This is a genomic window from Streptomyces sp. NPDC033178, assembly GCF_055577685.1.
Genome location: NZ_JBVIPT010000005.1, coordinates 152,677 through 166,202, shown reverse-complemented (window position 1 = coordinate 166,202; position 13,526 = coordinate 152,677). Strand labels below are relative to the sequence as shown.

Below are 13,526 nucleotides of genomic sequence, written 5' to 3'. Positions count from 1 at the left end.
TGCCTGACGGCTCGTCCGACGGCTTGTCCACAGGGCCTCCCGCTCGTCGGTGTTCGCTGTTACCTTCACAACCGGCGCACCTAACAAATGTTTGGTCGAAAGGTAGCTGATGAGCTGATGGGTGTCTCCACCTCGTCCCCGGAAAAGGGGATTTCCGTCGTCACGGTCGACTTCCCGCCCGTGAACGCGCTGCCGGTGCGCGGCTGGTTCGAGCTGGCCGACGCCCTGCGCGCGGCAGGCCGCGACGCCGAGGTCCGCTGTGTGGTGCTGGCCGCCGAGGGGCGGGGGTTCAACGCGGGCGTGGACATCAAGGAGATACAGGCGCAGGGCGGCAGCGCGCTGCTCGGCGCCAACCGCGGCTGCGCCGACGCCTTCGCCGCGGTGTACGAGTGCGAGGTGCCCGTGGTGGCGGAGGTGCACGGCTTCTGCCTGGGCGGCGGAATAGGCCTGGTGGGCAACGCGGACGCGATCGTGGCGAGCGAGGACGCGACCTTCGGCCTGCCCGAGCTGGACCGGGGCGCCCTGGGCGCGGCCACCCATCTGGCCCGGCTGGTGCCGCAGCACCTGATGCGCGCGCTGTACTACACCTCGCGCACGGCGACGGCGGCCGAGCTGCACCGGCACGGGTCGGTGTGGCGGGTCGTGCCGCGCGGTGAACTACGTGCTGCCGTCCTGGAGTTGGCCCGTCAGATCGCGAGCAAGGACGGGCAGCTGATCCGGCTCGCCAAGGCCGCGATCAACGGCATCGATCCCGTGGACGTACGCCGCAGCTACCGCTTCGAGCAGGGCTTCACGTTCGAGGCGAACCTCGCGGGGGTGGGCGACCGGGTCCGGGACACGTTCGGAGGGGATCGGGAAGCCGGAAGGAACCGGGAAGTCGAAAGGAATCAGGAAGTCGGAAGGGATCAGGAAGGAGGGGGCGCAGGTGAGTGACAAGACGATGACGGCCGACGAGGTCGTCTCCCGGCTCCGGAGCGGGATGACCCTCGGCATCGGCGGATGGGGCTCGCGCCGCAAACCGATGGCCCTGGTGAGAGCACTGCTCCGCTCCCAGGTCACCGACCTCACGATCGTGTCGTACGGCGGCCCGGACGTCGGGATGCTCGCCGCCGCGGGGCGGATCCGCAAGCTGGTCGCGGCTTTCGTGACGCTCGACTCGATCCCCCTGGAGCCGCACTTCCGTGCCGCCCGGCAGAGCGGGGCCTTCGAGCTGACGGAGGTCGACGAGGCGATGTTCATGTGGGGGCTGCACGCCGCCGCGAACCGGCTGCCCTTCATGCCGGTCCGGGCCGGCATCGGCTCGGACGTCATGCGGGTCAACCCCGGCCTGCGGACGGTCACTTCACCGTACGAGGACCCGTCGACCGGGATCCGGGAGACCTTCGTCGCCATGCCGGCCCTGCGCATGGACGCGGCCCTCGTCCACGTCAACCGCGCGGACCGCTCGGGCAACGGCCAGTATCTGGGCCCGGACCCGTACTTCGACGACCTCTTCTGCGAGGCCGCGGACGATGCGTACGTCTCCTGCGAGCGGCTGGTGGACCGCTTCGACGGCGCGGTGCCGCAGACCCTCCTCGTCAACCGGCACTCGGTCACGGGAGTCGTCGAGACGCCCGGTGGCGCACACCCCACCTCCTGCGTCCCCGACCACGACCGCGACGAGCCCTTCCAGAAGCTGTACGCGACGACACCGTGGCCCGAGTTCACCGAGCGGTTCCTGTACGCGGACGAGAAGGCCTACCAGTCGGCCGCACAGACCTGGCACGAGGAGCGGCGATGACGGACGCGACCAGCCCCTCTCCCCTCCCGCCCACCGGCGCCCCTGTTCCCCCGCCCACCCGCGCCTCGCTCCTCCCGGCCACCCGCGCCGAGTACTGCGTGATCGCCTGTGCCGAGGCGTGGCGGGACAACGGCGAGGTGCTCGCGAGCCCCATGGGTGCCGTCCCCTCCGTCGGCGCCCGGCTCGCCCGGCGGACCTTCGCCCCGGATCTCCTGCTCACCGACGGCGAGGCGATGCTGATCGGCCCGGACGGCACGCCCGAAGGGTGGCTGCCCTACCGCAGGCATCTCACGATGGTCACCGGCGGGCGTCGGCACGTGATGATGGGCGCGAGCCAGATCGACCGGTTCGGCAACCAGAACATCTCCTGCATCGGCGACTGGGAGCGGCCCGCCCGGCAGCTGCTCGGGGTGCGGGGCGCGCCCGTCAACACCCTGAACAACCCGGTGAGTTACTGGGTACCCAAGCACGCGGCGCGGGTCTTCGTCGAGAAGGTCGACATGATCAGCGGGGTGGGGTACGACAGCGCGGCCGCGGCGGGTCCCACGGCGACCCGCTACCACCGCATCCCCCGGGTCGTGTCGAACCTGGGAGTGTTCGACTTCGCGACGCCGGACCACTCGATGCGGCTCGCCTCGCTGCATCCGGGGGTGACGGTCGAGGAGGTCCTGGCGGCGACCGGGTTCGAGGTGACGATCCCCGACGAGGTCCCGTACACCCGCGAACCGACCCCGGCGGAGCTGGAGTTGATCCGCGAGGTCATCGACCCGCAGGGGCTGCGCGACCGTGAGGTCCCGGGCTGATGGAGACCGCGCTCACGAAACTGGCCGGCGTCCGGCACCCGATCGTGCAGACCGGGATGGGCTGGGTGGCGGGCCCGCGTCTGGTCTCCGCCTCGGCGAACGCGGGAGCGCTGGGCATCCTGGCCTCCGCGACGATGACCCTCGACCAGCTGCGGGCGGCGGTCCGGGAGGTCCGGTCCCGTACGGACGCGCCGTTCGGTGTGAACCTGCGCGCGGACGCGGGGGACGCCCGCGACCGCGTCCGGCTGATCGTCGAGGAGGACGTGAAGGTCGCCTCGTTCGCGCTGGCGCCCTCCCGTGAGCTGATCGCCGAGCTCAAGGACGCGGGGGTCGTCGTCATCCCCTCCGTCGGCGCCCGCCGTCACGCCGAGAAGGTCGCGGCCTGGGGCGCGGACGCGGTGATCGTGCAGGGCGGGGAGGGCGGCGGCCACACCGGCGAGGTGGCGACCACCGTCCTCCTGCCCCAGGTCGTGGACGCCGTCGACATACCGGTGATCGCGGCGGGCGGCTTCTTCGACGGCCGGGGCCTGGTCGCGGCGCTGGCGTACGGCGCGGCGGGCATCGCCATGGGCACCCGTTTTCTCCTGACCTCCGACTCCACGGTCCCGGACGCGGTGAAGGCCCGGTACCTCGCGGCCACGGTGAAGGACGTGACGGTGACGACAGCCGTGGACGGCCTCCCCCACCGCATGCTCCGCACGGACCTGGTCAACTCCCTTGAGGAGGCGGGCCGTACGAGAACACTGACCCGGGCGGTACGCCGGGCCGCCCGCTTCCGAAAGCTCTCGGGCCTCACCTGGCAGCAGATGGTCCGCGACGGCCTGGCGATGAAACACGGCAAGGACCTCACCTGGAGCCAGGTCCTCCTCGCCGCCAACACCCCGATGCTGCTGCGCGCCTCGATGGTCGAGGGCCGCACTGACCTGGGGGTGATGGCCTCGGGCCAGGTGGCAGGCCTGATAGAGGACCTGCCTTCGTGCGCGGAGCTGGTGGCTCGGGTGATGACAGAGGCCCAGGAAACACTCCGCGCGCTCCCGGACCCCGGCTCACCATGAGCGCCCTTCTTTCAGGGGTGCGGGGCTGTGACACTCTGCGGCTCCGCCGCGTGGGCGCGACGAACCACGCCGGACCCGCACCCGACCGAACAACCTAAAGCCGCTCGACAATCGTCACGTTCGCCTGGCCCCCGCCCTCGCACATCGTCTGCAACCCGAACCGCCCCCCGGTCCGCTCCAGTTCATGCAGCAACGTGGTCATCAGCTTCACCCCGGTCGCCCCCAGCGGATGTCCAAGGGCAATCGCGCCCCCGTTGACATTGACCCGGTCGGGATCCGCCCCGGTCTCCTTCAACCAGGCGAGCACCACAGGCGCGAACGCCTCGTTGATCTCGACGAGGTCGATGTCGCCGATGGACATCCCGGCCTTCTTCAAGGCGTACGCGGTAGCCGGAATCGGCGCCGACAGCATCCGTATCGGGTCCTCCCCCCGCACCGACAGATGGTGAACCCGCGCCCGAGGCGTGAGCCCGTGCTCCCGCACGGCCTGCTCGGAGGCGAGCAGCATCGCGGCCGCGCCGTCGGACACCTGGGAGGAACAGGCGGCGGTGATGGTGCCGCCCTCCACCACCGGCTTCAGCCCGGCCATCTTCTCCAGCGAGGTGTCCCGCCGCGGCCCCTCGTCCACGGCAACGTCCCCGAACGGCACGACCTCCCGCTCGAAACGCCCCTCGTCGATCGCCCGGACCGCCCGCCGATGCGACCGCAGGGCGAACTCCTCCTGGTCCCGCCGGCTGATCCCCCACTTCTCGGCGATCAACTCGGCGCCGTAGAACTGGTTGACGGGCCGGTCCCCGTACCGCGCCCGCCACCCCTCGCTCCCCGCGAACGGGCCCTCCGTGAGTCCCAGCGGCTCCGCGGCCTGGCGGGAGGCGAAGGCGATGGGGATCCGCGTCATGTTCTGGACGCCGCCCGCGACCACCAGGTCCTGTGTGCCGGACAGGACACCCTGCGCGGCGAAGTGCACGGCTTGCTGCGAGGACCCGCACTGCCGGTCGATCGTCACCCCGGGCACCTCCTCGGGCAGCCCGGCCGCCAGCCAGCACGTCCGCGCGATGTCCCCGGCCTGCGGCCCGACGGTGTCCAGACACCCGAAGACGACGTCCTCGACGGCGGCCGGGTCGACACCGGACCGCGCGACTAGGGCCTTCAGCACATGCGCGCCCAGATCGGCGGGATGGACCCCGCCGAGGCCACCCTTCCGACGCCCCACGGGCGTACGGACCGCTTCGACTATGTAGGCCTCGGCCATGACGACTCCTCGGGCTCCTCAGTGGGTCCAATGGGTTCAGTGGGCTACGTACGCACGGCGATTCCGTCGAGGACCATCGACAGGTACTGCCGGGCGATCTCCTCCGGGCTGTGCTGTCCGCCGGGCCGGTACCAGGACGCGGCGACCCACACCGTGTCGCGCACGAACCGGTAGGTGAGCCGGATGTCGAGGTCGTCCCGGAAGACCTCGCCGGCCACTCCCCGTTCCAGCGTGGCCAGCCATGTCTTCTCGAACTTGCGCTGCGACTCGGCGAGGAACGCGAACCGCTCCTGCGCGACGAGGTGCCTGGACTCCCGCTGGTAGATCGCGACGGCCGCGCGGTGCCGGTCGATCTCCCGGAAGGACTCGGTGACCAGGGCCTCCAGCGTCTCGCGCGGGCCGAGCTCGGCCTCCAGAACGGTGTCGTACCCGTCCCACAGCTCGTCCATGAAGGTCCGCAGGATCTCCTCCAGCATCGATTCCTTGGAGTCGAAGTGGTAGTAGAGGCTGCCGGCGAGCATGCCCGCGTGGTCCGCGATCTTGCGGACGGTGGTGGCGTTGTAGCCCTGCTCGGCGAAGACCTCGGCGGCGGTGTCGAGGAGTTCGCGACGGCGGGCGGGCGCGGCGGTCACCTGGGGCTTCTTCTTGGGAGGCACGTTCGTAGGGGGCACGGAGCCATTGTGGTCCTAGGCATGCTGGCTGCTGACGGAGACCGCTTCTCCGGTCATGTACGAGGAGTAGTCGGACGCCAGGAACACGATCACGTTGGCCACCTCCCACGGCTCGGCGTACCGCCCGAAGGCCTCGCGGTCCGTCAGCTCCTGCAGCAGTTCGGGGGTGGTCACCTTCACCAGGTGCGGGTGCATGGCGAGGCTGGGCGAGACGGCGTTGACCCGCACGCCGTACGCCGCCGCCTCGACGGCCGCGCAGCGGGTCAGCGCCATGACGCCCGCCTTCGCCGCCGCGTAGTGCGCCTGGCCGGCCTGGGCGCGCCAGCCCACGACGGAGGCGTTGTTGACGATCACTCCCCCGTCCGCCTGCGTCTTCAGCAGCCGCAGGGCCGCCCGCGTGCACCGGAACGTGCCGTTGAGCGTCACATCGAGAACCCGGGACCACTGCTCGTCGGTCATGTCGACAAGGTCCGAAGTCCCGCCGAGGCCGGCGTTGTTGACGACGATGTCGAGCCGCCCGTGCTGCCGCACGGCCGCATCGAAGAGCGCCTGTACCTGGGCCTCGTCGGTGACGTCGCACGCGAGCGCCGAGACGCCCTCGAACTCCCCGGCCAGCTCGGTCTCGTACTCCTTGAGTCGTCGCGCGTGCGCGTCGCTGATCAGCACGCGCGCGCCCTCCTCCAGGAAGCGGCGCGCGGTGGCCCCGCCGATGCCCGCGCCCGCGGCGGCGGTCACCACCGCGGTGCGTCCCTTCAGCAGCCCGTGCCCGGGCACGTATGCCGGACTCTCGACGCCTGTCATGACGCCACGCTAACCTACCAAACACTTGTTAGGGAAGGATCGCCGCTGATGGACCTCGACTTCACGGCCGACCAGGACGCCTTCCGCGCCGAGGCGCGCGCCTGGCTGCACGCGCACGTCCCGTCGCCGCCGCTGCCCTCCCTGGAGACCGAGGAGGGCTTCGCGGCCCACCGCGCCTGGGAGGCCGAGCTCGCCGCGGACCGCTGGTCGGTGGTGTCCTGGCCGGCCGCGTACGGCGGACGGGACGCCGGGCTCGTACGGTGGCTGATCTTCGAGGAGGAGTACTACGCGGCGGGCGCGCCGGGCCGGGTCGGCCAGAACGGCGTCAACCTCCTCGCGCCGACCCTCTTCGACCACGGCACGGAGGAGCAGCAGGCCCGGATCCTGCCGCCGATGGCCTCCGGCGAGGTCGTCTGGGCGCAGGCCTGGTCCGAGCCCGAGGCGGGGTCCGACCTCGCCTCCCTCAGGTCCAGGGCGGTGCGTACGGACGGCGGCTGGCGCTTGAGCGGGCAGAAGACGTGGTCGTCGCGGGCCGCGTTCGCCGACCGCGCGTTCGGCCTGTTCCGCAGCGAGCCGGACACCCCGAAGCCCCACCATGGCCTCACCTACCTGATGTTCGACCTGCGCGCGCCGGGCGTGACCGTCCGCCCGATCGGCCGTCTGGACGGCAAGCCGGCCTTCGCCGAACTCTTCCTGGACGACGTGTTCGTGCCGGACGAGGATGTGATCGGCGAGCCCGGCCAGGGCTGGCGGGTCGCCATGTCGACGGCGGGCAACGAGCGCGGTCTGACCCTCCGCTCCCCCGGCCGCTTCCTGGCCTCGGCCGACCGCCTGGCCGCGCTCTGGCGGGCGCGCGGCCGGGACCCGTTCACCCGCGACCGGGTGGCCGACGCGGTGATCGGCGCCCGCGCCTACCAGCTCTTCACCTACGCGGGCGCCTCCCGTTTCCTCGACGGCGAGCCCATCGGCCCGGAGTCCAGCCTGAACAAGGTCTTCTGGTCCGAGTACGACATCGCGCTGCACGAAACGGCACTCGATCTCCTGGGCGGGGACGGGGAGTTGACAGCCACCGCTGACGACGAGGACGGCAACTGGACCGAGGGGTACGTCTTCTCCCTCGCCGGTCCCATCTACGCGGGCACGAACGAGATCCAGCGCGACATCATCGCCGAACGCCTCCTGGGCCTGCCAAAGGGACGCCGCTGATGCGTTTCCTCCTGGACGACGAACAGCGTGCCTTCGCCCACTCGCTGGACGCCCTGCTGACGGCGGCGGACACCCCGTCGGTCGTACGGTCGTGGGGCGCCGGTGACCATACCGCCGGGCGGGCCCTGTGGACCCGTATCGCCGACGCGGGGGTGTTCGCGCTGGCGGTCCCCGAGGCGTACGAGGGTGTCGGGCCGCTCCCCGTCGAACTGGCCGTCGCCTTCGTGGAGTTGGGGCGGCACGCGGTACCGGGTCCACTGGTGGAGACGGTGGCGGCGGCCGCGCTGCTGACGGAACCGGGCCTGGCGAAGAGGTTCCTGCCGGGGCTGGCCTCCGGGGAGACGATCGCGACGGTGGCCCTGAACGGCTCGTACGCGCTGGACGCAGACGCGGCCACCATCCACCTCACGGTCGAGAGCGGCGCGGACGGCGAGGACGGCGAGCGTGGTGAAGGCGGTGCGGGCGGCGAGTTGAGGCTGGCCCAGGGGTACGGGCACGGGCACGGGCCGGTCCGTACGTCCATGGATCCGGCCCGGCGTCTCACCCGGCTGGAGCAGGCGGGCGGCGAGCTCCTCGCGGCCGGCCCTCAGGTCACCGCGGCCACCGCCCACGCGCTGACCTGGGCCCGGCTCGCGACCGCCGCGCAGGCGCTCGGCGTGGGGCTGACCCTGCTCGACAGGACGGTGACGTACGTCAAGCAGCGCAGCCAGTTCGGTGTCCCCATAGGCTCGTTCCAGGCGGTCAAGCACCGACTGGCCGATGCCAAGATCGCGTTGGAGTTCGCGCGCCCGCTCCTCTTCGGCGCGGCCCTGACCATGGACCCGGCCGATGTGGCCGCCGCCAAGGTCACGGCCTGCGAGGCGGCGTACACGACCGCCCGTACCGCCCTGCAACTGCACGGCGCGATCGGCTACACCGCGGAATACGACCTCTCCCTGTGGCTGACCAAGGCCCGCGCGCTGCGCACGGCTTGGGGCACGCCCGGGGAGTGCCGCGAGCTGGTCCTCAAATAGCTGAGCCCCTCAGTGGCCCCCAGTAGCCGCGCGCTCAGTGGTGGTGGTCGTCGCTGCTGGTGAGTTCGCGGTACTCCTCGACGGTCGGCTTGGGGATGTGCGCGTTCTGCCCGTACATGGCCCGGGCCAGCCCCGCCCGCAGCCGCTGGGACGGCTTGACCTTCCGCTCGACGCCGTTCGCGTCGACGAGCGGGCCCACGTCGTAGGGCGGGTCCTGCTCGTGCTGGGTGAGGGTGAACCGCTGGGCCTGGGTGAGGGGTTCGTGCACCTCGACGAACTCGCCGTGCGGCAGCCGCCTGATGACGCCGGACTCCCTGCCGTGCAACACCTTGTCGCGGTCACTGCGCTGGAGCCCCATGCAGACGCGTCTGGTGATGACGAAGGCCATCACCGGGACCACGAAGAAGGCGATCCGTACGAACCAGGTGATCGAGTTGATCGACAGATGCAGATGCGTGGCCACGATGTCGTTGCCGCCGCCGATCAGCAGTACGCCGTACAGACTCAGCCAGGCCACGCCGAGCCCCGTGCGCGTGGGGACGTTGCGGGGCCGGTCCAGGATGTGGTGCTCGCGTTTGTCCCCGGTGATCCACGCCTCGATGAACGGGTAGACGCCGATCGCCACCATGATCAGCGGGAAGAGGGAGAAGGGGATGAAGACGCCCAGCTGCAGGGTGTGGCCCCAGGCGTTGATCTCCCATCCCGGCATCACCCGGATCAGCCCCTCGGAGAAGCCGAGATACCAGTCGGGCTGGGCGCCGGTGGTGACCAGATCGGAACGATAGGGCCCGAAGGCCCACACGGGGTTGATCGTCGCGATGGCGCCCATCATCGACAGCACGCCGAAGACCAGGAAGAAGAAGCCGCCGGCCTTGGCCATGTAGACCGGCATGAACGGCATGCCCACCACGGACTTCTGCTCGCGGCCGGGCCCGGGGTACTGGGTGTGCTTGTGGTAGAAGACCAGGATCAGATGGGCGACGACCAGGCCGAGCATGATCCCCGGCAGCAGGAGGACATGGATCGGGTACAGCCTGGAGATGATGTCGTGTCCCGGGAACTCCCCTCCGAAGAGGAAGAACGCGAGATACGTGCCCACGATCGGCACGGACAGGATCGCGCCCTGCGCGAAACGGAGGCCGGTGCCGGAGAGCAGGTCGTCGGGGAGCGAGTAGCCGGTCAGACCGGTGATGATGCCGAGGAACAGCAGGGTCCAGCCGAACAGCCAGTTCAGCTCGCGCGGCTTGCGGAACGCGCCCGTGAAGAACACGCGCATCATGTGCACGAGCATTCCGGCGACGAACACGATCGCGGCCCAGTGGTGGATCTGCCGGATCAGCAGTCCGCCGCGCACGTCGAAGCTGATGTCGAGGGTGGACTCGTACGCCCTGGTCATGATGATGCCGTTGAGGGGTTCGTACGAGCCGTTGTAGACGACCTCGGCGGCGCTGGGCTCGAAGAAGAGGGTGAGGTAGACACCGGTGAGGATCAGGATGAGGAAGCTGTAGAGGCAGACCTCGCCCAGCATGAAGGACCAGTGGTCCGGGAACACCTTGCGCATCTGGGTCTTGGCCAGCGAGTAGACCCCGAGCCGCCCGTCGGCCCAGTCGGCCACCTTCTCGCCCTTGCCCGTCCGTGCCGCTCGCCCGTTGCTCCGCGCGTCCATGCGTGGCCCTCCCCATAGGCTCAGTTCAGAGTGGCACGGGGTGCTGCGAAGCCAAAGGGGTTGGTCAGGTCCACGATCCGGCTGCGCGACCGGCCCTCGCCGAGCCGCAGGGTGTCACTCGACGATCCCCGCCGCCCGCGCCGCCGACAGCCACCGTGGGAACTCACCCAGCAACCGGTCGTACAGCTCACCGTCGGAGACACCCCGGCGGGGATCGGAACCGGCGTGGAAGAACCCGGCGTTGTCGACGATCCGCTTGCCCGGAACGGCCAGGTCGTCGAGCCTGCGCAGGAAGTCGAACTGTTTGCTGGACGGGTCCCCGAAGCCGATGAACTGCCAGAACAGGGGCAGCTTCGCCGCCTTGCACAGGTACCGCTCCGCGGCGAGTTTGTTGATCGGGCCGCCGTCGGTCTGGAAGACGACCAGGGCGGGGTCCTTGGAGCCGCTGTCGAGGTAGTGGTCGATGACGGCGTCCATCGCCAGGTGGTAGCTCGTCTTGCCCATGTGCCCGAGCCCGGCGACGATCCGCTCGATACGCCCCGCGTGGTTGTCGAGCGCGATGTCGGTGACGGCGTCGACGTCCGTGGAGAAGAAGACGACAGGCACGGTCCCGTCGTCGTCGAAGTGCGCGCTCAGGCCGAGGACGCGGTCGGCGAGCGCCTGCACACTGCCGTCGGCGTAGTACGGCTTCATCGACCCCGAGTAGTCGACGACGAGATAGACAGCGGCCCGCTGCCCGCTCAGCCCGTGCTTGGTGAGGGAGACCCCCGCGCTCTTGTAGAGGCTGACCAGCGCGGGTGCGGTCTCCTCCACCTTGGTGAGGCTGATCCCGGCCATGCGGGCTCCTTCCGGCCATGATCCGACCGGGTGAGCCTAACCGGCCGCCCGCTCCCGGAACGCCGGAAGCTCGAAGAGCCGCCGCCTGGCCCCGTCGCCCATCAACTCGACCAGCGGGAATACCAGTTCCCACAGATCCTCCTTCTCGACGCCGACGGCCAGCGAGTCGAGGTCGGGATCGGAGAGCGCGCCCGCGGCCTTCGCGACGATCCGCCGGGCGGTCGGCGGCAGCGCCGCCACCATCGGGAGGAACTCCGCCCACAGCCCGGTCGCCACGACCCCGCGGACGAGCCCGTCGAGCACCGTGCGGTCCCGCAGCGCGGGCAGCGCGGCGACGGCCCGCAGCTCGTCCTCGTCGAGCGCGGCCACGATCGGCAGGAGCGACTCCCACAGGTCCTGCTCGGCGGTGGTGCGGACGAGGGAGTCGAGCCGGGCCTCGGGCTGGGCGGCGGTGAGGGAGGCGATCCTGGCCCGCTGTTCACCGGAGGCCATGCTCGCGACGGCCATGGCCTCCGGCCAGAGCCCGGCGTCGGCGGCGGAGGCAATGACCGACGACACCCGCTCCTCGCCCAGCAGCTCGACGATGTGGCCGAGCCGTTCCGGGTGGTCGATGACGAAGCCGGTGAGCAGCAGGGTCGTGTCGTCGAGCCGCGGCAGGATCCGCAGCAGCGCGGAGTCCCGCAGATGCCCGACGAACCGGCCCATCGTGAGGTGGTCTCGGCGGTCGGCGAGGACGAGGGCGATGCGTACGACGATGTCGTCGTCCAGTCTGCCCATGATCCCGGCGATCCGGCGCGGGTCGACGTGGTGGCAGCAGCGGGCCGTGAACTCGGGCGGGAGCCGCTCGATGATGTCGGCGGCGCGGCCGGGTTCGAGGCGTCCGGCGAGGGCGGCGGCCAGCTGCGGCCCGAGCGCCTTCTGCGAGATGCCCGCGGCGACACCCGCGGGCAGCAGCTTCGTCTTCGCGGCGATGCGGTCGAGGATCCCGGGGGCGTCGTCGAAGAGCGTCGCGACGGATCTCTCGCGGAAGGCCCGCACGTCCTCGACGGGCAGTTCTTCGAGGAACGCCAGCTGCCGTGGTTCGACATCCAGCAGGCGGGCGAGCTTCAGGATCTCGGCCCTGCTGCGCAGTGTGTCCATGCGGTAGGGGTCTCCTGGCTAACGGAGGAGCATCCGGCGGAGGGGTTCCCTGGTCAGGGCCGGTACGAGGGTCAGGGCGTCCTCGACGGCCTCGTTCAGCCCGGATGCCCGGCGCTCCCGTGCCCGGCGCAGTGCCTGTGTGAGGGTCCGGGCCTGTGTGTCGTCCAGCGTTCCGAAGCTCTCCGGCGGTGGCGCGCCCAACTCCGCCCGCAGCAGCGCCAGTTCCTCCGCGCTCACAGGTCCTCCCCCGACGCTCACTGGTTTCTCCACCCGATGCGGCACGGCACTCCGGGCCGATCGTACTCTTTGCCCATGAAACGCGCTGGCCGTCTGATGTTCGTCGCCGTCCCTCTCGTCGCGGTGGCGGTGTACGTCGCCGTGCCCGGTGGGAAGGGCGACGACGGGCCCTCCGACAGCCGGAGCTCCTCCTCCCCGTCGACCTCCTCCGGGTCGGCCGCCGCCGACCTGGACTCTCCGGAGAAGAAGGAGCTGGCCCAGCGGATCGTGTCGAGTGCTGAGAACTCCAGCCTCGACTGGCGTGCCCAGTACGACTACATCGAGGACATAGGAGACGGCCGCGGCTACACCGCCGGGATCATCGGCTTCACGACCGGCACGCACGATCTGCTCACGCTGGTCGAGCTGTACACCGAGTCGCATCCGGACAACGCCCTGGAGCCGTACCTCCCGGCCCTGCGCTCCGTCGACGGCTCGGACTCCCACGAGGGGCTGGACCCCGGTTTCACCGCCGCCTGGAAGGAGGAGGCGCAGAAGGACGCCTTCAAGCGCGTCCAGGACTCCCAGCGCGACCGCGTCTACTTCGACCCGGCGGTCAGCCTCGCCAAGCGCGACGGCCTGGGCGCCCTCGGCCAGTTCATCTACTACGACGCCATGGTCATGCACGGCCCCGGCGACCCCGGCTTCCACGGCATCCGCGAGCGCGCCATGGCCGAGGCCGACACCCCCGCCGAGGGCGGCGACGAGCAGAGCTACCTCGACATCTTCCTGGACACCCGCCGCGCCACCATGAAGTCCGAGAAACGCGACACGACCCGCGTGGACACGGCTCAGCGGAGGTTCCTGTACGACGGAAACCTGGACCTCCGCACTCCGCTGGTGTGGAAGGTGTACGGCATGCCGTACAAGGTCGACTAACGCATTTTCCTCGCCCCCGCCGCCCCTACCCATTCCCGTCCCTTACTCAGGGGCTCCGCCCCCGAACCCCCGCTCCTCAAACGCCGGAGGGGCTGAAGATTCGGACGCCGGAAGGGCTGAAGATTCGGACGCCTGAGGGGCTGAAGA

Annotated in this window: 14 protein-coding genes; 7 read left to right on the top strand and 7 right to left on the bottom strand. The window is 70.5% G+C overall.

Annotated features, from left to right (window positions below; all coding sequences use genetic code 11):
* Positions 1-117 precede the first annotated feature (117 nt).
* The 4 genes from ACZ5VQ_RS14330 to ACZ5VQ_RS14315 are packed head-to-tail and all read left to right on the top strand — an operon-like array spanning position 118 to position 3,638.
* Positions 118-933, top strand: a complete 816-nt coding sequence (locus ACZ5VQ_RS14330) for an enoyl-CoA hydratase family protein (RefSeq protein ID WP_469105136.1) — start codon at positions 118-120, stop codon at positions 931-933.
* Positions 926-1,780, top strand: coding sequence for a CoA transferase subunit A (locus ACZ5VQ_RS14325; RefSeq protein WP_469105135.1), 855 nt, complete (start codon positions 926-928; stop codon positions 1,778-1,780). Before ACZ5VQ_RS14330 ends, ACZ5VQ_RS14325 begins: the two co-directional genes overlap by 8 nt.
* A complete protein-coding gene (locus ACZ5VQ_RS14320; RefSeq protein WP_469105134.1) occupies positions 1,777-2,583 on the top strand; it encodes a CoA-transferase subunit beta in 807 nt (268 codons plus the stop codon). The genes ACZ5VQ_RS14325 and ACZ5VQ_RS14320 overlap by 4 nt, the downstream gene beginning before the upstream one ends.
* Positions 2,583-3,638 (top strand): NAD(P)H-dependent flavin oxidoreductase, encoded by a 1,056-nt coding sequence (locus ACZ5VQ_RS14315; RefSeq protein ID WP_469105133.1) that lies wholly within the window; start codon positions 2,583-2,585, stop codon positions 3,636-3,638. Before ACZ5VQ_RS14320 ends, ACZ5VQ_RS14315 begins: the two co-directional genes overlap by 1 nt.
* A gap of 94 nt (positions 3,639-3,732) precedes the next feature.
* On the opposite strand, the gene ACZ5VQ_RS14310 is transcribed toward ACZ5VQ_RS14315, so the two are convergent.
* Genes ACZ5VQ_RS14310 through ACZ5VQ_RS14300 form a run of 3 tightly spaced genes read right to left on the bottom strand, consistent with a single transcriptional unit; the run spans position 3,733 to position 6,362 of the window.
* Positions 3,733-4,890 (bottom strand): acetyl-CoA C-acetyltransferase, encoded by a 1,158-nt coding sequence (locus tag ACZ5VQ_RS14310; protein ID WP_469105132.1) that lies wholly within the window; start codon positions 4,888-4,890, stop codon positions 3,733-3,735.
* 44 nt (positions 4,891-4,934) lie between these two features.
* A complete protein-coding gene (locus tag ACZ5VQ_RS14305; RefSeq protein WP_362074533.1) occupies positions 4,935-5,546 on the bottom strand; it encodes a TetR/AcrR family transcriptional regulator in 612 nt (203 codons plus the stop codon).
* A 30-nt stretch (positions 5,547-5,576) separates the two neighbouring features.
* Positions 5,577-6,362 carry an SDR family oxidoreductase gene (locus ACZ5VQ_RS14300; protein WP_469105131.1) on the bottom strand — a complete coding sequence of 262 codons (786 nt, stop codon included), beginning with the start codon at positions 6,360-6,362 and terminating at the stop codon, positions 5,577-5,579.
* A 48-nt stretch (positions 6,363-6,410) separates the two neighbouring features.
* On the opposite strand from ACZ5VQ_RS14300, the gene ACZ5VQ_RS14295 reads away from it, so the two are divergent.
* Together ACZ5VQ_RS14295 and ACZ5VQ_RS14290 are read left to right on the top strand one after the other, a co-directional pair.
* Positions 6,411-7,568, top strand: coding sequence for an acyl-CoA dehydrogenase family protein (locus ACZ5VQ_RS14295; protein WP_469105130.1), 1,158 nt, complete (start codon positions 6,411-6,413; stop codon positions 7,566-7,568).
* Complete coding sequence (locus ACZ5VQ_RS14290) at positions 7,568-8,581, top strand: acyl-CoA dehydrogenase family protein (protein ID WP_469105129.1); 1,014 nt, start codon at positions 7,568-7,570, stop codon at positions 8,579-8,581. The genes ACZ5VQ_RS14295 and ACZ5VQ_RS14290 overlap by 1 nt, the downstream gene beginning before the upstream one ends.
* A gap of 34 nt (positions 8,582-8,615) precedes the next feature.
* Here the strand turns inward: ACZ5VQ_RS14290 and qcrB are convergent, their stop codons facing one another.
* The 4 genes from qcrB to ACZ5VQ_RS14270 form a co-directional block, all read right to left on the bottom strand.
* A complete protein-coding gene (qcrB, locus tag ACZ5VQ_RS14285; protein WP_469105128.1) occupies positions 8,616-10,247 on the bottom strand; it encodes a cytochrome bc1 complex cytochrome b subunit in 1,632 nt (543 codons plus the stop codon).
* A 114-nt stretch (positions 10,248-10,361) separates the two neighbouring features.
* Entirely contained in the window at positions 10,362-11,084 is a 723-nt protein-coding gene (locus ACZ5VQ_RS14280) for a vWA domain-containing protein (RefSeq protein ID WP_469105127.1), read from the bottom strand.
* A gap of 36 nt (positions 11,085-11,120) precedes the next feature.
* On the bottom strand, positions 11,121-12,224 hold the full coding sequence (locus ACZ5VQ_RS14275) for a magnesium and cobalt transport protein CorA (protein WP_469105126.1): 1,104 nt from the start codon (positions 12,222-12,224) through the stop codon (positions 11,121-11,123).
* An 18-nt stretch (positions 12,225-12,242) separates the two neighbouring features.
* Positions 12,243-12,461, bottom strand: coding sequence for a hypothetical protein (locus tag ACZ5VQ_RS14270; RefSeq protein ID WP_469105125.1), 219 nt, complete (start codon positions 12,459-12,461; stop codon positions 12,243-12,245).
* 75 nt (positions 12,462-12,536) lie between these two features.
* On the opposite strand from ACZ5VQ_RS14270, the gene ACZ5VQ_RS14265 reads away from it, so the two are divergent.
* On the top strand, positions 12,537-13,379 hold the full coding sequence (locus tag ACZ5VQ_RS14265) for a chitosanase (protein ID WP_469105124.1): 843 nt from the start codon (positions 12,537-12,539) through the stop codon (positions 13,377-13,379).
* Positions 13,380-13,526: the final 147 nt, after the last annotated feature.